Here is a 22,978-nt window from a genome sequence, read left to right as displayed (position 1 = left end):
ACTTTTTGAGGCGAATTGATCACGTTATGACATCTGAAGGATCGAATACCACCGCCATCAGCCTCCGGACCCCGGTCAAGGATGATGGCTACAGGCTCCACCAGCTGGTGGCCGAATGCCCCCCGCTGGATCCCAACTCGATTTACTGCAATCTCTTGCAGTGCAGCCACTTTGCCGAAACCGGCGTGGCCGCGGAGAAGGAAGGCGATCTGGTCGGCTTTATCTCCGGATACATCCCTCCCCAACAGCCCGAAACCGTGTTTGTCTGGCAGGTGGCCGTTCACGAGAAAGGTCGTGGACAGGGTCTGGCCAAGCGGATGCTGAAGGAAATCGTGAGCCGTAACGCGTGCAAGGACGTAACGCATATGGAAACGACGATCACCGCAGACAACGAGGCTTCCTGGGCGCTGTTCCGTTCTTTCGCCCGTGATTTGGGAGCCGAGCTCACTTACCACGAGCACTTCGAGAAAGAGACCCATTTCGGTGGGCAGCACGATTCCGAGTTCCTGCTGCGCATCGGGCCTTTCACGAAGCCCGTCTGAGAGCCCCGGTCAACGCCGGCCCCCGCCGGCGCAGACTGACTGTGAGACTGTGTATTGGATTAGCCGGCAGACCACTGAGGTAGGTCTGCCACCAGGCTTCAACCAGCGCACGGCGGGCTTATCGCGACCGACCCCGAACCCCCGATAGGTCCCCGCGCATCTACCTCGAACCTGACATGCTAAGAGGCAAGACAATGGAAATTTTCAAGTCAACCGAATCCGAAGTACGGGTCTATAGCCGTGCGTTCCCCGTCGTTTTCAACCGTGCCAAGAACGCCCACCTGTACACCGAAGACGGCAAGGAATACCTGGATTTTCTCGCCGGTGCTGGTTCCCTGAACTACGGCCACAACAACGACACCCTGAAGAAAGCGCTGATCGAGTACATCGAAGCCGATGGCGTCAGCCAGGGCCTGGACATGTTCACCACGGCCAAGCACGACTTTATGGAAGCCTACAAGACCCACATCCTGGATCCCCGTGGCCTGGACTACAAGATGCAGTTCACCGGCCCGACCGGCACCAACTGTGTCGAGGCGGCGCTGAAGCTGGCGCGTAAGGTCAAGGGTCGCAACGGCATCATCTCCTTCACCAACGGTTTCCACGGCGTCACCATGGGTGCGGTGGCCACCACCGGTAACAAGCACCACCGTGGTGGTGTTGGCACGCCCCTGGGCAACGTCGACTTCATGTTCTACGACGGCTACCTGGGCGACGACGTCGACACCCTGGCGATCATGGACAAGCTGCTGTCCGACGGCTCCTCCGGCTTCGAACTGCCGGCGGCGGTCATCGTCGAGGCGGTCCAGGGCGAAGGTGGCCTGAACGCCTGTCGCGCCGAGTGGCTCAAAGGCCTGTCCGAGCTGTGTCAGAAGCACGACATCCTGCTCATCCTGGACGACATCCAGGCCGGTAACGGCCGCACCGGTGAGTTCTTCAGCTTCGAGTTTGCCGGCATCAAGCCGGACATCGTCACCGTGTCCAAGTCCCTGAGTGGCTACGGCCTGCCGATGGCGCTGGTGCTGTTCAAACCGGAACTGGACGTCTGGGATCCGGGCGAGCACAACGGCACCTTCCGCGGTAACAACATGGCGTTCATCACCGCCCGCACCGCGGTGGAAACCTACTGGCAGGACGACGCCTTCGCCAACGAGGTGAAAGCCAAGACCAAGGTCCTGGGCGACGCCCTGCAGGCCATTTGCGACAAGTATCCCGGTCAGTTCAAAATGAAAGGCCGGGGTCTGATGCGCGGCATCGAGGCGAAAAACGCCGATCTGACCGGTCCGATCACCAAGCGCGCGTTCGAGCGTGGCCTGATCATCGAGACCAGTGGTCCGAACGACGAAGTCATCAAGTGCCTGATGCCTCTGACCACCAGTGAGGACGATCTGAAGAAAGGCGCCGCACTGCTGGCCGAGAGTGTCGACGAGATTATGCAGGAAGGTGTCAGCGAGGCGTCCTGAGACGCCTCACCACTGCGAACATTCATGCTGCAGGATAGCGAAGGCGAACCTATGACTAGTCAACTACATACCGTCGAGAAGATCGGCGGTACCTCAATGAGCAACTATGAGGCCGTCCGCGATAACATCATCATTGGTAATCGCAGCAAGGACGACCTGTACCAGCGTATCTTCGTGGTGTCCGCCTACGGCGGTGTCACCAACGAACTGCTCGAGCACAAGAAGACTGGCGAGCCCGGGGTCTACGCCCTGTTTGCCGATGCCGAGTCGGACTGGGCCTGGGGCGACGATCTGACCAAGCTGGTGAAGTTTCTCACCGACATCAACGGTGAACTGTTCGAGGACCCCATGCTCAAGCAGCAGGCGGACCAGTTCATCACCGATCGCATTGAGGGTGTCCGGGGCTGCCTGATCGACCTGCAGCGTCTGTGTTCCTACGGCCAGTTCCAGCTCGAGGAGCACCTGCTGACGGTGCGGGAAATGCTGGCGGGCATCGGTGAGGCCCACAGCGCCTTCAACACCGCGCTCAAGCTGCAGCAGGAAGGCATCAACGCCCGCTTCGTGGATCTGACCGGCTGGCGCGACGCCGAGCTGCTGCCGCTGGACGAGAAGCTGCAACAGGCCTTCGACGCCGTCGACCTGAGCCGGGAACTGCCGATCGTGACCGGTTATGCCCAGTGCAAGGAAGGCCTGATGCGCACCTTCGACCGGGGTTACAGCGAGATGACCTTCAGTCGGGTGGCGGTGATCACCGAGGCCCGCGAGGCAATCATCCACAAGGAATACCACCTGAGCTCCGCCGACCCCAACATCGTGGGCGAGGACAAGGTGGTGCCCCTGGGCCGGACCAACTACGACGTCGCCGACCAGCTGGCCAACCTGGGTATGGAAGCGATCCACCCACGGGCCGGCAAGGGCCTGCGCCAGAACGAAATCCCCCTGCGGGTGATGAACACCTTCGAGCCCGAGCACACGGGCACGCTGATCACCGGTGACTACATCAGTGAGACGGCGCAGGTGGAGATCATCGCCGGCGCCAAGGGCGTGTTTGCCATCGAAGTGTTCGACCAGGACATGCAGGGCGAGCCGGGTTCCGATCGCAAGATCCTGGACGTGCTGAGCCGCTACAAGGTCCGGTTCATGGCCAAGGACACCAACGCCAACACCATCACCCACTACGTCGACAGCACGCTCAAGCACGTCAAGCGGGTGGTCCGGGCGCTGAAGGAGGAGTTCCCGAACGCCGAAATCAGCACCCGCAAGGTGTCCCTGGTGTCGGCGATTGGCAGTGACATGAAGGTGCCGGGCATCCTGGCGCGCTCGGTCAAGTCGCTGGCCGACAACGAGATCAGCGTACTGGCCATCCACCAGTGCATGCGCCAGGTGGATATCCAGTTTGTGATTGATGAGGATCACTACGAGAAGGCCATTGCCGCCCTCCACGGTGTCCTGATCGAGCCCCACAACCACGAGTACGCGATCGTCGCCGCCTCGATCGAATGACCGGTTATCCACAGGCGGGGCGGCCTGCTCCGCCTGTGGATACTGCCGTTTGCACCCGCTTCCCGCCGTTCCTGGCAACCTGCCCCACCGACCAATCCAGCCGCCGTCCGGTCACGTATTTTCTGTAAATTTCCAACCGGTACCACAGCCATGCGTAAAACCGACAGGCTGGGACCGTCTCCGACCACGCCCAACAATGGCGAAAGGGATTCCCTGGTTGGGTTGTACTTCAGGGATGCGTCCCGGTATGAACTCTTAACCGACGAGGCGGAACGCCGCCTGTCCCGTAAACTGACGCGCTGCTACCGCATCATCAGTGGCGAACTGGCGCTGCCGGAAGCGACACCGCAGACCTTCCGGGAAGTGGTGGGCAGTCTCGGCGACGCCTGCGCCTTTTCGACACGGTGCCGGCGCGCCTTTCATCTGGCCACGGCCTGCCGGCGCAAACTGATCCAGAGCAATCTGCGCCTGGCCGTGCACATCGCCCGCCGTTACTCCCAGCACGGGATTCCCATGTCGGACCTGATCCAGGACGCCAACGTCGGTCTGATCAAGGCGGCGGAGCGGTTTGATCCGAGCCGGGGCTTCCGGTTTTCCACCTACGCCTACTGGTGGATCAGCGAGGAGGTGAAGCGCTGCCTGCAGCGGGGCAACCGCCTGGTGCACACCCCGGAGAACGTCGTGGACGAGATCCGGCAGCTGCAAAAAGTGTCCCTGAGCATGCATCAGAGCCTGGGCCGGACACCGTCCCAGTCCGAGCTGGCGCGGGAAATGGAGGCGACGCCGTCGAGGATCGGCGAGCTGCGGGCGCTGGCGCTGCGGGAGGTGTCCACCGACGTGCCTCTGGTGGACGACGGCTCGGTCACCCTGGGCGACAGCCTGGAGAGCGCCGAGCAGAGCTCGCCCGAGCACCCCATGTCCGAGCGCGACCGCAGTCGCACCCTGAAGGCCATGCTTGGGGCGCTGACCGAGCGCGAGCAGGCCATCCTGTCCCGGCGCTACGGCCTGGGCCTGCCCGAACCGCACACCCTGCAGGTGATTTCCGACGATCTGGGCATCAGCCGGGAACGGGTGCGGCAGATCGAGAAAACTGCCATCAAGAAGCTGCAGAGTCGGTTCGACTCGCTGGAGGCGGTGTTCGGCGCCTGAGGCTCAGGCGCCGTGCAGCAGGAAGTACCAGGCCGCGACGGTGAACTGGCACAGCAGCACCACCGTGGTCAGCAGCAGCCGCAGCCGCAGGTACCAGGCCGGCCAGTAAATGCGCATCCAACGGACGTCGACCACGTACAGGGCCAGATAGGCGAGGGTGTACAGCAGGATCTGACCCGGTGTCGGCAGGAACAGGCCAAGGCCGGCGGCCAGGAAAAACACCTGGCTCAGCACCATGGTGACAATGGGCGACTGGGGGTAGCTGCAGTCGTCCAGCTGCATGGCGATGGGCCAGTACACGCCGGCCATGAACGCCAGGATGCCGGCGCTGTAGAGGTAGAACCAGGACACCACCGAAACGCTGAGCTGGGGCACCATGAACAGCGCGGTCACGGCCATCAGGAAAGGGATCAGTCCCGCGATCCCCACGAACACGGTCAGTCTGGCCACGGCAATCATGACTTTTCCCTCTGTACCCGGATGCGCATGGGTTCGATGTCGGCCGGTTCCATGCCGACCATTTCGTGGTAAGCGGACGGGTGGACCACCAGGGTCTCCCGGATCCGGAAGCTGGCCAGGGTGTCCTGAATCTGCCAGGCGCTGCGGTACAGGCTGGTCTCGCCGTTGCGGCTCGATAATAACCGGACTTCGCCGTCCATGGTGAGGCGGGCCATGTAATGCTGCCCTTCCAGGGAAATGATTTCCAGCAGGTCGATGACCGGACCCGTGCTGGCTCTCAATTCGTCCAGGGTGATTCGCACAGTGTTGCTCCGGTGGTAACAATATAGCCAGTGTTACGCTGCCGGTGCGGGATGGGATCAGTTTGCCTCGGATCGACAGGCCTGATGCTGTGGACACTGCACCAGATGATCGTTGACCATGCCGGTGGCCTGCATGAAGGCGTAGACAATGGTGGGACCGACAAAGGTGAAGCCGGCGCGCTTCAGCGCCCGGGACATGGCCTCGGACTCGGGCGTGGTCACCGGCACGTCCTCGAACCGGTGCCAGCGGTTCTGGATCGGCCGGTCGCCGACGAAGGACCAGAGAAAAGCGCTGAAATCCGTACCCTGGTCCTTCAGGGCCAGAAAGCCCCGGGCGTTCTTGATGATCGACTGGACCTTGAGCCGGTTGCGGATGATGCCCGGGTCGGCCAGCAGTTCGGCCACCTTGGCGTCGTCGTAGTGCACGATCCGTTCGGGGTCGAAGCCATCATAGGCCTGCCGGTAAGTGTCCTGCTTGCGCAAAATGGTGAGCCAGCTCAGGCCGGCCTGCTGGCCGTCCAGGCACAGCTTCTCGAACAGCGCCAGGGGGTCGTACTCGGGTCGGCCCCAGACGGTGTCGTGGTAATGCACGTACAGCGGATCGGTGCCGCACCAGGGGCAGCGCTGGGGCTCGGTCATGGCTGCAGCCGCTGGATCAGCCAGCCGTCGCCGTCCCTCACATACTCGAAGCGGTCGTGCAGGCGGCTGGGCCGGCCCTGCCAGAACTCGATCCGCTCGGGCACCACCCGGTAGCCGCCCCAGAAGCTGGGCAGCGGCACTTCCCCGGCGCTGAACTTCTGTTTCAACTCGGCCACCTTTTGCTCCAGCAGGCCGCGTGAGGTAATCACCTGACTCTGCTCGGACACCCAGGCGCCGATCTGGCTGCCCCGGGGCCGGGACGCGAAGTAGCGCAGGGATTCGGCCTTGCTGACCTTCTCCACCGCGCCCTGGATCCGGACCTGACGGTTGAGTCCGATCCAGGGGAACAGCAGCGCCGCCCGGGGGTTCTCGTCCATTTCCCGGGCCTTGCGGCTGCCGTAGTTGGTGTAGAACACGAAGCCCTGCTCGTCGAAATACTTCAGCAGCACCGTGCGCAGGTCGGGCATGCCGTCGGCGCCGGTGGTGGCCAGGGACATGGCGTTGGGCTCGAGGATGCCGGCGCTGCGGGCGTCGTCGAACCAGTGCTTGAACTGGCGGACCGGGTTGTCGTCCAGCGCGTCGCGATCCAGGCCTTCGCTTTCGAAGTCCCGGCGCATGTCACCGATGTCCATAGGCGTTCCTCTCAAACCAACCGTCTGAAATCATTACGAGAGCGCAGCATATCGGGTTCAGCGGAAGCTGACAAAACTGGCCCGGGCCGACTATCCTTGTGAACAGGCGGGGCCCGGCCGGCCCCGGAACTTCCCTGCACAAGGAGACCTTTGTGGCCCAGAGCCGACACCCAAGCCGACTGGCGCGATTCCTGTTGTTCAGCCTTCTTCTGTTCGTCGTTCTCTACGGCGTCGCCGGCTTTCTGGTGCTGCCCTGGTGGCTGGAGCGCAACCTGCCGGAGCAACTGGCGGAGCGCATGGGCTGGCAGGCGGAGGTCGAGGGGGTATCGGTCAATCCCTTCATCCTGGCGGTCGAGGCGGAGGGGCTGTCGGCCCAGGACGGCGACGGTGAGCCGGTGCTGCGTTTCGATCGCCTGATGGTGGATCTGAACGCGCTGCAACTGGTTCGCGGCATCATCGGCTTCGAAGCCATCCGGCTGGAGGAGCCGTTCGTCCGGCTCGATCTGCTGGAATCGGACGGCCTGAATCTGATGCGGGACTGGCAGGCCCACAACCCCGACTCTGGGCAAGCGGCCCAGTCCGACCCGACGTCGGCGCCGCCGCGATTCTATTTTGGCCAGATCGACGTGCAGGGCGGCGAGCTGCTGCTGCGGGATTTCCGCGCCGAGCAGCCGGCGGAATTCCGCGTCACACCGCTGGATTTGAACCTGAACGACCTGGCCACCTGGTCCCGGGACGAGGACGCCAGTGACTACAGCCTGCAGGCCGCCATCGGTGATGAAAGCATCGAATGGCAGGGTCAGCTCAGCATCGCGCCCCTGTACTCCCGGGGCACGATCAGCGTTACCGGGGTTGGCTTTGAGACCCTGGAGCATTTCCTGTCCCCCTACCTGCCCTACGACCTGCGCGCCGGCCAGGTCAGCCTGAGTTCGGAGTACGAGCTGCAGGCCGGGGATTTCCTGCTGCTGGCCACCCGCAACGGCAGCCTGACGTTTGACGGCCTGGCCCTTGCCGTCGACGAAGACAGTGAGGCGGCGCAGCTCAACTCCGGCACCCTGGCGGTGGAACAGATTGAGTTCGACCTGGGCGCCCGGGAGCTGGTGCTCGGGCCAGTGACCCTGGAGGGGCTGGAGCTGTCGGTGGCCCGCAATGAATCCGGGGTCATCGACTGGCTGGCGCCCCTGAGCGCGGACAGCGCCGAGACCCCGGCCGAAGATCGGGACGCCGGGAGCGCGCGACCGCTGCGCTGGTCGGTGGCCGGCATTGAGCTGACCGGGGGCCGGCTGCGCTGGCAGGACCGGCAGCCGGAGCAGGCCGCCGATCTGGCCCTGGAACAACTGAGCCTCTCGGTCGGGGAACTCAGTCACTATTTGGAAGAGCCGGTCAATTACCGGCTGCAGGCGACGCTGGCCAGTGGCGGCCAGCTGGCCCTGGACGGCCAGTTGACCCCCTTGCCGTTCACCCTGGAGGCGGCGGTGTCGGGCAGTGAGGTGGCGCTGGCCGCCTTTGAACCCTACCTGAAGGAGGTGGCCAACCTGAACCTGGTCGCCGGCACCCTGGCGCTGGACGGCAATCTCGACCTGGACAGCCAGACTACGCCGCTGACCGGTACCTTCAGCGGCACCGCGGAATTGGCCGGGCTGGGGCTGCGCTTGCCCGGTATGAGCGATCGCCTGGTGGCCTGGCAAACCCTGCGGCTGGCGCCCATCGAATACAACGTCCATCCGGCCCGGCTGGAAATCGGCACGGTGACCCTGACCCAGCCCCAGGTCAACGTGGTTCGCAACGCCGATGGCGTCCACAACCTGGCCCGGGTGGTGCCGTCGACCTCCGCCGGCGGCGCCGCCGATGCCCAGCCCGCCGACGCTGACGACGGCACTGATCCCGGGTTTATTTTCCGGATCGAGCAGCTACTGCTGGAGCAGGGCGCGCTGGCGTACACCGATCGCACCACCGAGCCGGTGTTCACCACCACCTTCGACCGCCTGTCCGGTACCGTCACCGGCATCAGCAACATTCAGCCCCAGCAGGGCCAGGTCAATATCAGTGGCCGGGTCGGCGAGGTGGCGTCGGTGAAATTTTCCGGCACCCTGGGAGCTTTGGGCACCGACGACAACAGCCAGCTCAAGCTGGAGCTGAACGACTTGTCCCTACCTGAGCTGGCGCCTTACTTTGGCCGTTACATCGGCTACAGCGTCGATAGCGGCAAGCTTGACCTGGACATGGACTATGAAATTGCCGGAACCCGGCTGGACGCCCAGAACCTGGTGGTCATGGACCGACTTCAGCTGGGACCGAAGGTGTCCAGCGATCAGGCCATCGACGTCCCGGTGGCGCTGGGGCTGGCCCTGCTCCGGGATCGGGATGGGGTGATTGAGGTGGAGTTGCCCATCAGCGGCGACCTGTCGGATCCCGAGTTCAGCGTCAGCCGGCTGGTGATGCGGGCCTTTGGCAATCTACTGGTGAAGGCCGCGTCCTCGCCGTTCAGCATGATGGGCTCGATTGCCGATCTGGCCGGGCTCAGCACCGAGGAATTGGGGCAGGTCAGTTTCAAACCCGGCAGCACCCAGTTGGCGGACGGAGAGGCCGACAAGCTGGCGGCCCTGGCCGACGGTCTGCTGGATCGTCCAGACCTGCTGCTGAGTGTGCGCGGCGGGGTTGCGCCGGAGGCCGACGGTCTCGCCCTGCTGCGACAGGAGCTGACGGCCGGCGGCACGCGCGCCCTGCCGGATGCCGAATGGCAGCAGGCCCGGCAGGCTTACCTGAACGGTGAACGAAGCCTGTCGCCGGAGGCGCTGAACAACCTGGCGTCGGCCCGGGGGGTCACCGTGCGCCGGGTGCTGCAGGAAACCCATGAGGTGCCCGCGAAGCAGCTGTTCCTGCTGGATCCGTCCCGCGCCGCCGAGGTCAACGAGCGCGGCGAGGTCACGGTCCAGTTCAATCTGAACGTGCGTTAGGGCAGGTCGAAACCGGTCAGGAAGCCGGGCGGCAATTGCAGCCCGCGTTTTTCCACCATCATCCGGTAGGAGCCGTCGTGCACCAGGGGCGCCAGCAACTCCAGCATGTCGCCCGCGCTGGCCGGGCCGTCCCGGCGGGCAATGATGCGGAGCTGGTAACGCTGGTCGAGCTTGTCGGAAATCAGCAGCTGACGCCAGTCTTCCGGGTGCTCCGACAGGTGTCGCTGCAGGTAGGAGCGGCTGATGATCGCCACCTCCGCCACCGACGGCCGGTCGGCCTTGATCAGTTCCAGGTTGCGGCTGTGGCTGTCGGAGAATTCGATGTCGAAATGGGCCTGCAGGGTCTGACTGTCGGTTTCCAGGTCGGCAAAACCGTAGTGGTAGCCGGACATGGCCACCAGGCGCCGGCTGCCAATGTCGTCGAAAAAGGACAGGTCGCGACCGGGCTTTTTCAGGGCGACATAGAATTCCTCATCGGTGAGGATGGGGCGGCTCATGGTCACGTCACGGCCGGACCAGCCCCAGTCGGCACTCTCGAACAGGATGACGTCGTACAGGCCGGCCTCGAAATCCAGGTATCGGCGCCTGGGTGAGGTGTAGAAGATGTTGATCTCAAGGTCGTCGTGGACCGCCTCCAGGGCGGTGACCAAGTCGCCGAGCAGGCCCAGGGGCTGGTTGTCGGCATCGACCTCCGCCACCGGGGGAAAATAATAGGCGCCCACGGTGATCACGGTGCTGCCCTGGGCTGGGCTCAGTCCGGCCAACGCCACGGCGGCGGTGGTCCAGAGCAGAAGACGGCGGAGTGGTTGGCTTGCTGACACGACAATCCCTGGTCTGTAGCGAGTGAACACGGATTCAGCTTATCATCGGCCGGGCTCGGGCTGAACCGTCGGATTATAAATTAGTGCAAAACAGGAATACGCGTCATGAATCACGCTGCCAGCCACTTTTTCGCCTACGTCTCCCGCCTGCGCTGGATCAAGCGCTGGGGCCTGATGCGCAACGCCATCGAAGAGAGCGTGGCGACCCACTCCTGGGAGGTGGCGACCATCGCCCACGCCCTGGCGCTGATTCGTAACCGCCATTTCGGAGGCCAGGTCAACGCCGACCGGATTGCCGCGGCCGCGCTCTACCACGACGCCACCGAGGTCATCACCGGCGACATGCCGACGCCGGTGAAATACCACTCGAAGGTGATGCGGGAGGCCTTCGGCGATGTCGAGCACAAGGCCGAGGGCGAGCTGCTGAGCCTGCTGCCCGAGGACCTGCGGGACGATTTTGCCCCCTACGTGCGGGAATCGCACCTGCCGGCGGAGGACAAGGAGCTGATCAAGGCCGCCGATCGCCTGTCGGCCTGGCTCAAGTGCCAGGCCGAGATCCGCGCCGGCAACGCCGAGTTCGAACCGGCGGCGAAGCAGATCCGGGCGCGCCTGGACCAGGACGGCCTGCGGGAAGTGGCCTATTTCCTGGATGTGTTCGCGCCCAGCTACGACCAGCCCCTGGACAACTTGCTGGGCTGAGGGGCCGGCCGTCGCCGGGGTCAGACGTCGGCCGAGGCCCCGAACAGGCCGCCCTTCAGGCCATCCTTTTGCAGGGCCTGACGCACGGTGTCTTCCGGACTGCCGGCCAGTTGCCGGAACATGCCCATGGAACCCAGCAGGGCCGAGGACTCGTAGGGCACGAACACCCGCTCGCCTTCCTGGGCCATGGTGGGCAGGGCCTTGATGTAGCTCTGGCCCAGCAGGTAGCCGATGACGGTCTGCTTGTTGGCCTCGGAATCGCCCATGGCGCTGAGCACCAGGCGAATGGATTCCTGCTCGCCCTGGGCCCGCAGGATGGCGGACTCCTTGTCGCCCTGGGCGTTCAGGATGGCGGATTCGCGCTGGCCCTGGGCCATGGCGATGGCCGCCGCCTTCTCGCCTTCGGCTTCGGTGACCGTGGCCCGGCGCTTGCGCTCGGCGGCCATCTGCAGGCGCATGGCCTCCTCGACTTCTTCCGGCATGCTGATGTCCTGGACCTCGACCCGGGTGAGTTTCACCCCCCACTTCGACGCCGGCTCTTCCATCTCGGCCTGGATGGCGTTGTTGACCTCGCTGCGGGACTCGAACAGCTTGTCCAGTTCCATCTTGCCCACCACCGAACGCAGGGTGGTCTTGGCCAGTACCTCCACCGCCTGGCTCATGTTGGCCACTTCGTACACCGCGCGCCGGGGATCGATGATCTGGTAGTACAGGGCGCCATTGATCTTCACGGTGACGTTATCGGTGGTCACCACCGGCTGGCCCGGGAAATCCATTACCGTCTCGCGCCGGTCGATGCGGGTCTCGTCGCTGGTCACCGGGTGGTAGTCCTCACCCATGCGTACGTAGCGGATCATGGTGATCGGCCGGGGCCGCTCGATGAACGGGATGATGATATTCACCCCGCTTTCCAGCACCCGATTGAAGGAGCCCAGTCGCTCAATGACCATGACCTCCGACTGACGCACGATGACCAGGCCCTTGGCGATGATGAAGACGCCGATAACCAGGAAAATCAGGCTGATGACCAGCCCCGGTGTGATGAACTGCTCCATGTTTACTGCTCCGTTTGAGTGAGGATTTCGACCACGGCGGTGGTGCCGTCAAACTGCTGGAACGCGACCTCGGTGCCCGCGGGCAGATCCGTCTGGCCGGTGCTCCGGACCCGTAGCAGGAAGAAGTCGCCGTTGATTTTGATGCCGCAGGCGCCGTCGAAGTCGCGGATCTCGGTCTGGTAGTGCCGACCCTGCTCCACGCCGGTGCCGGTGGTGCCGTAGGCCACGCCTTTGGGAGAAAACCGGGGCCGGATCCAGCGGATTGCGATCGGCACCAGCAGCCCGGAAAACAGGCCCATGCCCACCAGCTGCCATTCAAAGGGCACGCCCAGGAAGGCCAGCAACGCGGTCAGCGCCGAGGCAACCCCCAGGGCCAGTAACAGCAAGACCCCGGAGGTCAGTTCCGCCAGACTCAGCACCAGGGCCAGGATCAGCCAGAAGTGGGTGAGACTCCATTCCATACGCGCATCCACCGTTAAATGAAGGAAGTGGGCCGACGATGCCGGCCACCGCGCTCGATTGTACCCAAAACCATCGGTGGCGTCCCAAGGTGGCCGGAGCGCCTGTGGCAAGTGACGACTGCTGCCATACCCAGCCCCGGGGCAACTGGTAGAGTAACTGCTCTACTGGGCAGTGCCCGGGTCGTTGTGAGCCGGCGCCCGCCGATGCCGGTGGGCGATGGTTGCGAACACTCAACAACAAGAGGTGGTTTGATCATGAAGGATCTGAACAACAAGGTGGCGGTGATCACCGGTGCCGGTTCCGGCATTGGCCGGGCCCTGGCCCTGGCGCTGGCGCAACAGGGCTGCCGCCTGGCGATTTCCGACGTCAACGACACCGGGCTGGCGGAAACCGTGGCGGCGCTCAAGGACGCCGACGTCAAGAGCTACCGGCTGGACGTGGCCGATCGCGACGCCATCTACGCCCACGCCGAGGCCGTGGTGAAAGATTTCGGCCAGGTCAATCTGGTGATCAACAACGCCGGGGTCGCCCTGTCGGCGTCGGTGCGGGAGATGACCGACGAGGATTTCAAGTGGGTCATGGACATCGACTTCTGGGGTGTGGCACATGGTTCCCGGGCGTTCCTGCCCCACCTGATCGCCTCCGGTGACGGCCACCTGGTCAACATTTCCAGCGTGTTTGGCCTGATCGGCGTACCCAAGCAAAGCGCCTACAACGCCGCCAAGTTCGCGGTTCGGGGCTTCACCGAGGCCCTGCGCCAGGAAATGAACCTGGAACAACAGCCGGTGGCCGTCAGCTGCGTGCACCCGGGCGGCATCCGCACCAACATCGCCAACTCGGCGCGCATGGGCAAGTCCGAGAACGGGGCCGCCCAGCGCAAGGGCTTCGACAAGCTGGCCATGACCACACCGGAGAAGGCCGCGGCCACCATCGTCCGGGGCATTCGCCGGGACGAGTCGCGGATTCTGGTTGGCCCCGACGCCTGGGGCATCGACGCCATCAACCGCCTGCTGGGGGCCGCCTACCAGCCGCTGGTGGAGCGTTTCTCGCGCAAGAACCTGTACGTCTAACGCGCCCTGGGGCGGCCTCGGGCGTTGATGGACGCAGCCCCCGAGGCAAAGTTTACAGGCCGGGAAAAGGTCCTATACTTGCTGTTCATTCAGGGAAAGAATCAGCATGCAGACGCCTCAATCCATGGACCTGGGGGCGGCTCTTGACCAGAGTTGCTCGGGTCTCAGGGACAGCCATCGCCGGTCGTTGATGCGGCTCCTGTTCATGGTAACGGGGGCGGCGTTGCTGGTGTTCGCCTGCCTGCAGATCCTGAACGGCTTCGGTTGGGTCGGGCTCGGGGAAATCGGCGCCAGCACCCTGCTCTTCCTCGGCGCCTGGCGGCTGCGGACCACCCCGCACCTGCAGCTGTGGATCTACACCTACCTGCTCGCCCTGTTCTCGTTTTTCCTGGCCATCATGCTGCTGCCCGACGCCTCGGTGACCGCCTTCGTCTGGATCCTGATGATTCCGGTCCTGGCCTACCTGCTGCTGGGACGGCGGGCCGGCCTGCTGCTCAGCCTGCCGTTCATGCTGGCCGGGGCCGGAATCTACTGGCATTACCTGGGGGAGGCCGGCAGCCCGGCTGTGCTGATCGACCTGCTGAACCTGGTGCTGTGTGCCGCCCTGACCCTCACCTTTGTCCACGTCTACGAAATGCGCCGGGAGGAAGCGGAGCGGCGCCTGGTCGACATGGCCCAGACCGATGCCCTCACCGGCCTGGCCAATCGCAGCACCTTCCAGGCCACGCTGCACCGGACCATCGCCGAAAACGACCGCAGTGGCGCGGTATTTGCCCTGGTCATCATGGACATCGATCACTTCAAGATCATCAACGACAACCTGGGTCACGACGCCGGCGATCTGGTGCTGCGGAGCATCGGCCAGCAGTTGCGGGAACGGTTGCGCTCGACCGACTTTGTCGGCCGCCTGGGGGGCGAGGAGTTCGGGCTGATTCTGCGGGACGTAACACCGGCCACGGCGTTCGAGCTGGTGGACCAGCTGCGTCAGAGCATCGCCCGCCGGGAACTGGATTATGGCGAGGCCCGCATCCGGGTCACTGCCTCGTTTGGCATTGCCCACTGGCCCGAGCACGGCCGGGACGCCGAGACCCTGTTCTGCATGGCCGATCAGGGCCTGTACCGCGGCAAGCGGGCGGGACGCAACTGCGTGTTCGGGGCCGACACCGGCAAGTCGATCCGGCCCCTGCTCCCGGACCGGGCGGTCTAGACCGGCCCGGATCCGTCCGCACGGGGATTACTGCAGAGATTACTGGAGGGTGCGGCGATTGCCGTTCTGGTACTGCGGCGCAATGTGCTGCTCGATCTTGGCCTTGAAGTTGGCGATCAGCTCGCTGTTGTCCTTGTCCCAGGGATGGAAACCCGGCTTGAAGTACTCCAGCCAGGACGGGATCAGGCTGGAGAAGGCGCCATTCACCCCCCACATCCGCCACAGCCCCTTGGCGGCGCCGGTCAGGGAGAAATTGCTGCGGTCGTTCAGCATCATCCGGCCGGTAAACCAGGTGGTCATCACGCCGAGCATGGCGGTGCTCACTACCAGGTAGGCGGTACGCTCGACGTAGGTGCCGCCGACCTGCTCGAACACGTCGTAGGCCACTGCCTTGTGTTCGGTTTCCTCGATGGCGTGCCAGACCCACAGCGGCTGCATGCTCTCGTCCATGTCGTCACGGATGTCGTTCCGCTCCAGCAACAGATCGGCCATCATCGCGGTGATGTGCTCAAGCGCGCAAGTGACCGCCAGCTGGTGGCGCTTGGGCAGCAGACGGACCGCGTCCAGCAGCACCTTGAGATCCCGCTCCATGGCTTCCACCGGCATGCCCTGGTCACGGACGTGCTGGTTCATGGCGATGTGTTCCAGCGAATGCATGGCCTCCTGGCCAATGAAGCCGCGCACTTCCTCTTTCAGCTTCGGGTCCTGGATCTGGCCCCGGAAAGCCCGCACCGCATCCACGAAAAACTGCTCGCCCTCGGGGAACAGCACGGACAGGGCGTTCATGGTGTGACTCAACAGGTAGTTGTTGTCGAGCCAGTAGCGCGGCACCCGGCCATCGAATTCAAAGCCCATGCGCTGGGGTTTGATGGACACGTGGTCGGGCGTGTTGGACGCCTTGTCGGTGACCGGCGGACGGGTCTCGCGGGTTTTGGTTCTCAGCATCGGTGTTCTCCTCAGGTTGACGGATGTCATGGCTTCCAGTGTGTGAGAGGCAAGGGGCAGACGGAATGCGCGAACGGGACGGCCATCGTTCAGGTTGGGCCAGGGACCCGGAAATTGACTCGGGTGACGCGGCCTCCCCTGTTATCCGCCCCACTGCGATGCCGGCCTGGTTTTGCTAGAGTCCGATGACAACCCCGTAAAGGATCCCCTATGACAACAACCGGAACGGACAAAGAGCGGCGGATGCTGGGGCTGTTCCTGGTGCCCGGTGTGTACATGCGGGTACTGGCGGAAACCGTGCGTCAGCTTGGCCACAACGACCGCCAGCTCTACGAGGGCCTGGAATTTTCCGCCGAGGACCTGAAAGCCAACGACAGCCGGGTATTCGTCACCGACGCCATCCTCATGGCCCAGCGCGCCCTGGAACTGGCCGGGCCTGATGGCCTGAGCTTTGCCCTGGCCCGGGAGTTGCGCCTGACCATCCACGGCACCCTGGGGTTCGCCGCCCTCACCAGCCCCACCTTCGAAGGGGCCCTGGACTCGGTGCACCGGTACCTGCAGCTTCGAGCGCCGTTTCTGAGCATGAAACAGTCCCTGGCCGGTGAGCAGGTGATTGTGCAACTGTGCACCGAATTCGATGTGCCCGAGCTCTACCCGTTCCTGGCCGAAACCGTCAGCGCCACCCTGATCCTGCTGACCGAGCAGCTGCTGGACCGCAACGACGCTGAAAGCCGGGGTTTTGCCCTGTCCGATGGCAAGCTGCCGGGCGTGACCGTGCGCCTGAGTGCCCCGGAACCGGCCTACTACCGGGCCTTCGAGAACCAGTTGCCGGTCAAGTTCCAGTACAACCAGCCCGAGGTCATGCTGGTGTTCCCCAAGGGCCTGCTCGACGTACGCATGCGCCTGGCCGACGCCGAGGCCTCGCAGATGGCCCGGGACCAGTGCGAGTTCGAACTGCAGAAAGCCCTCAAGGAGCAGGGCGACATCACCCTGGCGATCCGTAACATGCTGCGCATGATGCCGGGCCCGCTGCCGTCCCTGGAGGCCATGGCGGACCGGTTCTGTGTGTCGTCACGAACCCTCAAGCGGCGGCTGGCGGACCGGGACACCAGTTACCGGGAGATCGTCGAGTCGGTGCTGAAAGACCGCGCCATCCAGTTGCTGCGGTACACCAATCAGTCGGTCAGCGAGATCGCCTACGAGCTGGGCTACGCCGACCTGTCCAATTTCAGCCGGGCGTTTCGCAAGTGGACCGGCAAGTCGGCCAGCGAGTTTCGGGAGGATGGGCCGGATCCGGCGCCGGAACTGGGGCCCTGAATTTGGGAGCGTGGTCGCGGGGTGGGTTTCTATTTTTTTCTGGAAAAAGAACTCGCTGCGCTCGGGCACCTTTTTTCAGAAAAAAATAGAAACCCACCCCACGCCCTGCTGGCTTCTTGATGGGCCGTCCGCGTGAAGAATTTTTCTTTTGTATTCAGTGCCTATGCCCTTATTGTCATACGGACGGGAGGTGGTTTTATTTTCCCGCCTGGAAAAGCTGTCTGAGCGCAGCGAGTTCTTTTCCAAAGGAAAATAAAACCATCTCACGGCCGGCCACCCATCCCCTCAGGCTAGGCAACCAACCACACTAAGCCCATAAGGAAAAAACATGGAAACCAGAACCGACACCCACAGCAAACTCTTCGGCTATCTGCTCTGGATCTTTGGCTTCCTGGGCTCCCACCGGTTCTACTACGGCAAACCCATCACCGGCACCATCTGGTTCTTCACCCTGGGGCTGTTGTTCATCGGCTGGATCATCGACCTGTTCCTGATCCCGGCCATGGATCGGGAGGCCGACATTCGGTTCCGGGACGGCGAGGTCAGCTACAACATCGGCTGGCTGCTGCTGACCTTCACCGGGGTCTTCGGTCTGCACCGCATGTACCAGGGCAAGTGGATCACAGGCATTCTCTACCTGCTGACCGGCGGCCTGTTCCTGTTGGGCGTGCTGTACGACTTCTGGACCCTGAACAGCCAGATCTCCGAGCGCAATCAGGAGCGGCTGTTCAGCTAAGCCCGGGTTCTCCGCTCAGGTCTGGTTGACGGCTTCCCGCGTAGCACCTAATTCAAGTTAGGGGTATACGGGAGTTTGCAATGCAACCGTCGGGAGGACCTGGGTTGGCACGACTGATAGCGGCAGGGCTGGGAACGGCAAGACCAAGACAAACCGCCTTCGGCGCCGTTCACTGCGCCTGGGCGGTTTTTGCGTTAATTCTGGCGTTGCCCGCCGCGGGTCAGCAGGCGCCGGCGGTGCAGTTGGAGACAGTGACCGAGCAGGCCATCGTCCGGGAGGTGTCGCTGAATGGCACGGTCACGCCCCTGCGGGTGTCCCGGATTTCGCCGGCGGTGGCGGGCTTGCTGGAGACCCTGCGGGTGGATGCCGGCGACCGGGTCAGCGCTGGCGATGTCCTGGTGGAACTGGACGACGAACAGGCGTCGTTTGAACTGGAGGCGGCCACGGCCGAGGCCCGGCAGGCCCAGACCCGGCTGGCGGAAGCCCAGCGCCGGCTGACCGAGGCGCAGTCCGTGGGCGCCGGGCGCAACATCGCCGCCACCGAGGTGCGCAGCCGGGAAAGTGAGGTGGCCTCGGCCAGGGCCGCCGTGGCCCAGCTGGAGGCGCTGCGTAACCGGATGGAAGTGCAGTTGCGCCGCCACACCGTGCGGGCCCCCTATGCCGGCGTCATCACAGCACGCACCGGCAACCTGGGCGAATGGGTGACCCCGGGTGATGAACTGGTACGGCTGGTGGACACCAGCAACCTGCGCCTGGATTTCCAGGTGCCGCAAACCTACCTCGAACGCCTGGGTGAGGACGCCGACCTGCTGGTGTTGGGCAATGGCGAACCGGTTCCAGCCGCCATCGCCGCCCGGGTCCCGGTCACCGACCCCCAGGCCCGCACCTTTCTGCTGCGAGCGCAGCCGCCGGAGTCGGCCCGGTTCTGGCCGGGCATGGCGGTGCAGGCGCTGCTGCGGGTCAACACCGACGACACCGGCCTGACCGTGTCTCGGGATGCCATCAACCGCTATCCGGAAGGCCGGGTGACCGTGTGGCTCGCCCGCCCGGATGAGGCGGGCGGCTTCACGGTGAGCGAGCGCCGGGTCCGGCTGGGCGCGGCGTTTGCCGGTCGGGTCCAGATCACCGAGGGCCTGGACGGCGGTGAACGGGTGGTGGTGCGCGGCAACGAAGCGCTCACCGAAGGCATCAGCGTGCGCCTGGCCGAGCGGGAGGCGCGCTGATGTTCGCCGGCATCATTCGCCAGGGCACCCTGGTAGCGGTGATTGCCCTGATCGTCGCCATCCTGGGCCTGGCCGCGGCCCTGCGCATTCCGGTGCAGATGATCCCGGACCTGGAGGTGCGCACGGTCACGGTCGAGACCCACTGGCCAGGGGCCACGCCCCAGGACATTGAGAAAGAGATCCTGATCGAGCAGGAGCGCTACCTGCGCAACGTGCCCAATCTCAGCCGCATGATGGCCACCGCCGACAGCGGCACCGCCGAGATCGAACTGGAATTTCCGTTCGGCATCGATATCACTGAAACCCTGATCCAGATCAACAACGCCCTGAGCCAGGTGCCGGACTACCCGCGCAACGTGGATGAGCCGCGCATCGTGGCCGCCTCGTTCTCGTCCAACTCGTTCATGTACCTGCGGGTGTCCACCCTGGCCGGCAACCCGCGGCAGCTGGACATCGAGCTGATGCGCGACTTCATCGAGGACCGGGTGCGCCCGCGCATGGAGAGCGTGGCCGGGGTGTCCGAGGTGGAAGTCGGCGGCGGCGCCGACCGGCAGATGCAGATCCTGGTGAATGAAGCCGCCCTGGCCCAGCGTGGCCTGAGCCTGGTGGAGTTGCGCGCCGCCATCACCGAGCGCAACCGGGACATTTCCGGTGGCGAGATCGAGGCCGGCAAGCGCCGCTACCTGCTGCGCACCGTTGGCCGCTTTGACGATCTGGAGGCTCTGGAACAACTGGTGGTGCAGCGCCAGGGTGACAGTGTAGTGCGGCTGGGGGATGTCGCCGAAGTCAGGACCGGTCACTCCCGCATCCGCGAGCTGGCACTGATCAACGGCCAGCGGGTGATCGGTCTGCAGGTGCGCCGGGAAAGCGGCTCGAACGTGATCGACATCAAGCACGCGATGATGGACGAGGTGGCGGCCATCAACGAGGAGGTGCTGAAACCAGCCGGCATGGTGCTGGAGCTCACCGCCGACGATGCCCGTTATGTCGAGGCCTCGGTCGCCAACGTCTGGACCAATTTGGGCATCGGCGCAGTGTTCGCCACCCTGGTGATGTACCTGTTCCTGCGCTCAGGCCGGGCCACCCTGGCCGGGGTCTCGGGCATCCCCCTGTGCGCCATCGCCGCCTTCATCGGCTTGATGCTCAGCGGGCGCACCATCAACGTGATTTCCCTGGCCGGCATCGCCTTCGCCATCGGCATGACCGTGGACAACAGCATCGTGGTGCTGGAAAACATCGAACGCCACCGGCGCCTGGGCCTGGACCGGTTCGAGTCGGCGCTGCGGGGCGTAAAGGAGGTCTGGCCGGCGGTGCTGGCCTCCACCGCCACCACTATCCTGGTGTTCCTGCCCATCCTGTTCATCCAGGAGGAAGCCGGGCAGCTCTACTCCGACGTCGCTATTGCCATCTCCGCCGCCATTCTGGCGTCTATGCTGGTGGCCATCACCGTGATCCCGACCCTGTGCGCGCGCCTGGATTTCGGCCGCGGCGAGGTCGCCACCGACGCCTACGGCAACACCCTGAGCGGCGGCTGGGCCACGGGTGCGATGGCGGCGGTGCGCTGGCTGGTGGCCGGCCCGGTCCGGCGTGCGCTGGTGATTGCGGTCACGGTGCTGGTCAGCGCCTGGGTGATCCTGACGCTGACGCCGCCGGCCGAGTACCTGCCCGAGGGCGAAGAGCCCAAGACCTTCGCCGCCATGAGCGCGCCGCCCGGTTACAACCTGGAGGAGATGGCCGCCATCGGCCAGCAGGTGGAAGACCATTTCCTGCCCCACGTGAACGCCGACGGCCAGGCCTACGCCGCCGGCGATACCCCGGTGCCGCCGATGGCCTACCTGAACATGCAGGTCACCCCAACGCGCATCCGGATCATCGCCGAGACCCTGGAACCTACCCACATCGAGGCGCTGATGGACGAGATTACCCGGGTCTACGAGCAGTTCCCGGGCATGCGCGCCTTCGCCGCCAAGGGCTCGATCATCTCCAGCAACGACGGCGGCACCCGCAGCATCAACCTGGACATCTCCGGACCGGACCTGGCCGAGGTTTACCGCGCCGCAAACGCCGCCTACCGCCGGGCCGAGACCATCTTCGACAACCCGCGCATCCAGAGCCAGCCGTCCACCCTGACGCTGGCGCAACCGCTGATCCAGGTGCGACCGGACTGGGACCGGGCCGCGGAACTGGAGCTGGACACCGAGGCCATCGGCTTCACCGTCGCAGCCCTGACCGAAGGCAGCTACGTGGACGACTTTTTCCTCGATGACGACAAGATCGATATCTATCTCTATGGCCAGCAGGGCCGGGGTTCACCGCTGGCACGCCTGCCCGACGTGATGGTGCACACCCCCGGCGGCGCGACCCTGCCCCTGGCCAGCGTCGCCAGCATCGAAGAAACCGTGGACACCAGCACCGTGCGCCGGGTCGACGGCCGCCGCACCGTCACCCTGAACGTTATTCCGCCGGGTAACGTGCCCCTGGAAGCCGGTGTGGAGCGGGTGCGCACCGAATTGCTGCAGGTAATGCGCGAGCAGGGCACGCTGCCGGCGCAGGTGAACGTCGACATCTCCGGCGCCAGCGATCAGCTCAACGCTACCCGCGAGGCCCTGGGCGGCAATTTCCTGATCGCCATCGCCATCGTCTACCTGGTGCTGGTCGCCATCTTCGCGCACTGGGGTTTCCCGCTGTTGATCCTGACCGCCATTCCCCTGGGCGTGGCCGGCGGCATCGTCGGCCTGGCGCTGATGAATCTGGTGGGCGGCTGGCTACCTTTGCTGGGCCTGCAGCCCCTGCGCCAGCCGTTCGACATGATCACCATGCTGGGTTTCCTGATCCTGATGGGCACGGTGGTCAACAACCCGATCCTGGTGGTCGACCAGGCCCGCCAGAACCTGCGCCATCGCGGTGGCTCGGTGGTGGAAGCGGTCACCGACGCCGTCCGAACGCGCCTGAGGCCCATCGCCATGACCACACTGACCACCCTCTGTGGCCTGTCACCGCTGGTGTTCCTGCCCGGTGAGGGCACTGAACTCTACCGCGGCGTCGGGGCCATCGTGTTATTCGGACTGGTGGGCGCGGCCATCGTCACAGTCACCTTCCTGCCGGCGCTGACCATTGTGGTGTTGGGTTTGCGGGAGCGGTGGCGGGGTAACCGGGGGGCCGTTCAGGGATAGGCGTTATAGTGCGGAGCGGTCGCCGCTTCGGGGGTGGGGTTTTATTTTTCTTTGGGAAAAGAACTCGCTGCGCTCGGGCAGCTTTTCTCGGCAGAAAAATAAAACCCCACCCCCAAATCGACTTGTTCGACCCTGGGAGCGTCGCCTTTTAAGCGACGGCGGATTCTGATTGGCTGATCGGGACTTCCAGGCGGATGGTTTCGCCGTCCAGCAGCACTGGGTAGGTTTTTACCGCCACGGTGTCGTCCTCCAGGCACTGGCCGGTAACCAGGCTGAAGTGCTGCTTGTACAGCGGCGACGCCACCACCGGTTCACCCTTCAGGTCGCCGGTAATACCCCGGGCCAACACGTTGGCCCCACTGAACGGGTCGGTGTGGCTGATGGCGAACAGGGCCGGCAGCCGATGCGGCAGGTAAAACACTGCCACCGGGCCGGCGGCGGTCCAGACCGCAACTCCGGATTCCGGCACCAAATCGGCCACCGTACAAACGCCTTCCCAACAAGTCCGAGCTTTCATCTTCACTCTCCTACAATCTTTGGTTTTTCCATCACCGGAGCCCGGTGAGCGAGGGGGTATGGGGGTGCTTTTCCGCCGGGAGAAAGCTGTCCGAGCGCAGCGAGTTC

At 64.5% G+C, this 22,978-nt stretch carries 21 protein-coding genes; 12 read left to right on the top strand and 9 right to left on the bottom strand.

Features of this window, described 5'->3' with window-relative positions:
• Positions 1-26 precede the first annotated feature (26 nt).
• From ectA to U5822_RS05270, 4 genes are all read left to right on the top strand, one after another.
• On the top strand, positions 27-542 hold the full coding sequence (gene ectA / locus U5822_RS05285) for a diaminobutyrate acetyltransferase (RefSeq protein WP_322854584.1): 516 nt from the start codon (positions 27-29) through the stop codon (positions 540-542).
• Between the two features lie 194 nt (positions 543-736).
• Positions 737-2,005 carry a diaminobutyrate--2-oxoglutarate transaminase gene (ectB, locus tag U5822_RS05280; RefSeq protein WP_322854583.1) on the top strand — a complete coding sequence of 423 codons (1,269 nt, stop codon included), beginning with the start codon at positions 737-739 and terminating at the stop codon, positions 2,003-2,005.
• Between the two features lie 51 nt (positions 2,006-2,056).
• Positions 2,057-3,508, top strand: a complete 1,452-nt coding sequence (locus tag U5822_RS05275; RefSeq protein WP_322854582.1) for an aspartate kinase — start codon at positions 2,057-2,059, stop codon at positions 3,506-3,508.
• A gap of 150 nt (positions 3,509-3,658) precedes the next feature.
• Entirely contained in the window at positions 3,659-4,657 is a 999-nt protein-coding gene (locus U5822_RS05270; protein WP_322854581.1) for a sigma-70 family RNA polymerase sigma factor, read from the top strand.
• A gap of 3 nt (positions 4,658-4,660) precedes the next feature.
• Here the strand turns inward: U5822_RS05270 and U5822_RS05265 are convergent, their stop codons facing one another.
• Genes U5822_RS05265 through pdxH form a run of 4 tightly spaced genes read right to left on the bottom strand, consistent with a single transcriptional unit; the run spans position 4,661 to position 6,689 of the window.
• Positions 4,661-5,116 (bottom strand): DUF3429 domain-containing protein, encoded by a 456-nt coding sequence (locus U5822_RS05265; RefSeq protein WP_322854580.1) that lies wholly within the window; start codon positions 5,114-5,116, stop codon positions 4,661-4,663.
• A complete protein-coding gene (locus U5822_RS05260; RefSeq protein WP_322854579.1) occupies positions 5,113-5,418 on the bottom strand; it encodes a DUF6482 family protein in 306 nt (101 codons plus the stop codon). Before U5822_RS05260 ends, U5822_RS05265 begins: the two co-directional genes overlap by 4 nt.
• Positions 5,419-5,475: 57 nt before the next feature.
• On the bottom strand, positions 5,476-6,057 hold the full coding sequence (locus tag U5822_RS05255) for a DNA-3-methyladenine glycosylase I (RefSeq protein WP_322854578.1): 582 nt from the start codon (positions 6,055-6,057) through the stop codon (positions 5,476-5,478).
• Positions 6,054-6,689, bottom strand: a complete 636-nt coding sequence (gene pdxH, locus U5822_RS05250; protein WP_322854577.1) for a pyridoxamine 5'-phosphate oxidase — start codon at positions 6,687-6,689, stop codon at positions 6,054-6,056. The genes U5822_RS05255 and pdxH overlap by 4 nt, the downstream gene beginning before the upstream one ends.
• Before the next feature lie 152 nt (positions 6,690-6,841).
• Here pdxH and U5822_RS05245 point away from each other — a divergent pair, with 152 nt between their 5' ends.
• Positions 6,842-9,646, top strand: coding sequence for a DUF748 domain-containing protein (locus tag U5822_RS05245; RefSeq protein WP_322854576.1), 2,805 nt, complete (start codon positions 6,842-6,844; stop codon positions 9,644-9,646).
• On the opposite strand, the gene U5822_RS05240 is transcribed toward U5822_RS05245, so the two are convergent.
• Positions 9,643-10,467: an amino acid ABC transporter substrate-binding protein gene (locus U5822_RS05240; RefSeq protein WP_322854575.1), complete on the bottom strand. Its 825-nt coding sequence runs from the start codon at positions 10,465-10,467 to the stop codon at positions 9,643-9,645. The two genes, U5822_RS05245 and U5822_RS05240, sit on opposite strands and share 4 nt — an antisense overlap.
• Positions 10,468-10,572: 105 nt before the next feature.
• Here U5822_RS05240 and yfbR point away from each other — a divergent pair, with 105 nt between their 5' ends.
• The gene (gene yfbR, locus U5822_RS05235) at positions 10,573-11,166 is read left to right on the top strand and encodes a 5'-deoxynucleotidase (protein ID WP_322854574.1); all 594 of its coding nucleotides are present in this window, start codon (positions 10,573-10,575) and stop codon (positions 11,164-11,166) included.
• Positions 11,167-11,186: 20 nt separating this feature from the next.
• Here the strand turns inward: yfbR and U5822_RS05230 are convergent, their stop codons facing one another.
• Together U5822_RS05230 and U5822_RS05225 are read right to left on the bottom strand one after the other, a co-directional pair.
• Positions 11,187-12,221, bottom strand: coding sequence for an SPFH domain-containing protein (locus U5822_RS05230; RefSeq protein WP_322854573.1), 1,035 nt, complete (start codon positions 12,219-12,221; stop codon positions 11,187-11,189).
• A gap of 2 nt (positions 12,222-12,223) precedes the next feature.
• A complete protein-coding gene (locus tag U5822_RS05225) occupies positions 12,224-12,682 on the bottom strand; it encodes an NfeD family protein (protein ID WP_322854572.1) in 459 nt (152 codons plus the stop codon).
• A 255-nt stretch (positions 12,683-12,937) separates the two neighbouring features.
• On the opposite strand from U5822_RS05225, the gene U5822_RS05220 reads away from it, so the two are divergent.
• Together U5822_RS05220 and U5822_RS05215 are read left to right on the top strand one after the other, a co-directional pair.
• Positions 12,938-13,753, top strand: coding sequence for an SDR family NAD(P)-dependent oxidoreductase (locus U5822_RS05220; protein ID WP_322854571.1), 816 nt, complete (start codon positions 12,938-12,940; stop codon positions 13,751-13,753).
• A gap of 106 nt (positions 13,754-13,859) precedes the next feature.
• Positions 13,860-14,960 (top strand): GGDEF domain-containing protein, encoded by a 1,101-nt coding sequence (locus tag U5822_RS05215; protein WP_322854570.1) that lies wholly within the window; start codon positions 13,860-13,862, stop codon positions 14,958-14,960.
• Positions 14,961-14,999: 39 nt separating this feature from the next.
• Here the strand turns inward: U5822_RS05215 and U5822_RS05210 are convergent, their stop codons facing one another.
• Complete coding sequence (locus U5822_RS05210) at positions 15,000-15,905, bottom strand: metal-dependent hydrolase (RefSeq protein ID WP_322854569.1); 906 nt, start codon at positions 15,903-15,905, stop codon at positions 15,000-15,002.
• A gap of 210 nt (positions 15,906-16,115) precedes the next feature.
• Here U5822_RS05210 and U5822_RS05205 point away from each other — a divergent pair, with 210 nt between their 5' ends.
• The 4 genes from U5822_RS05205 to U5822_RS05190 all read left to right on the top strand — a co-directional run bounded on the left by U5822_RS05205 (position 16,116) and on the right by U5822_RS05190 (position 22,354).
• Complete coding sequence (locus U5822_RS05205; protein ID WP_322854568.1) at positions 16,116-17,222, top strand: helix-turn-helix domain-containing protein; 1,107 nt, start codon at positions 16,116-16,118, stop codon at positions 17,220-17,222.
• A 328-nt stretch (positions 17,223-17,550) separates the two neighbouring features.
• Positions 17,551-17,958, top strand: a complete 408-nt coding sequence (locus U5822_RS05200; RefSeq protein ID WP_322854567.1) for a TM2 domain-containing protein — start codon at positions 17,551-17,553, stop codon at positions 17,956-17,958.
• 236 nt (positions 17,959-18,194) lie between these two features.
• Positions 18,195-19,181: an efflux RND transporter periplasmic adaptor subunit gene (locus U5822_RS05195; protein WP_322854566.1), complete on the top strand. Its 987-nt coding sequence runs from the start codon at positions 18,195-18,197 to the stop codon at positions 19,179-19,181.
• Positions 19,181-22,354 carry an efflux RND transporter permease subunit gene (locus U5822_RS05190; RefSeq protein WP_322854565.1) on the top strand — a complete coding sequence of 1,058 codons (3,174 nt, stop codon included), beginning with the start codon at positions 19,181-19,183 and terminating at the stop codon, positions 22,352-22,354. The genes U5822_RS05195 and U5822_RS05190 overlap by 1 nt, the downstream gene beginning before the upstream one ends.
• Before the next feature lie 148 nt (positions 22,355-22,502).
• Here the strand turns inward: U5822_RS05190 and nirD are convergent, their stop codons facing one another.
• On the bottom strand, positions 22,503-22,871 hold the full coding sequence (gene nirD, locus U5822_RS05185) for a nitrite reductase small subunit NirD (RefSeq protein WP_322854564.1): 369 nt from the start codon (positions 22,869-22,871) through the stop codon (positions 22,503-22,505).
• Positions 22,872-22,978: the final 107 nt, after the last annotated feature.

Origin of the sequence: Marinobacter qingdaonensis, from assembly GCF_034555935.1 — a bacterium.
In the GTDB taxonomy this organism is placed as follows: Bacteria; Pseudomonadota; Gammaproteobacteria; order Pseudomonadales; family Oleiphilaceae; genus Marinobacter; species Marinobacter qingdaonensis.
This window is presented reverse-complemented; position numbering and strand designations above follow the sequence as displayed.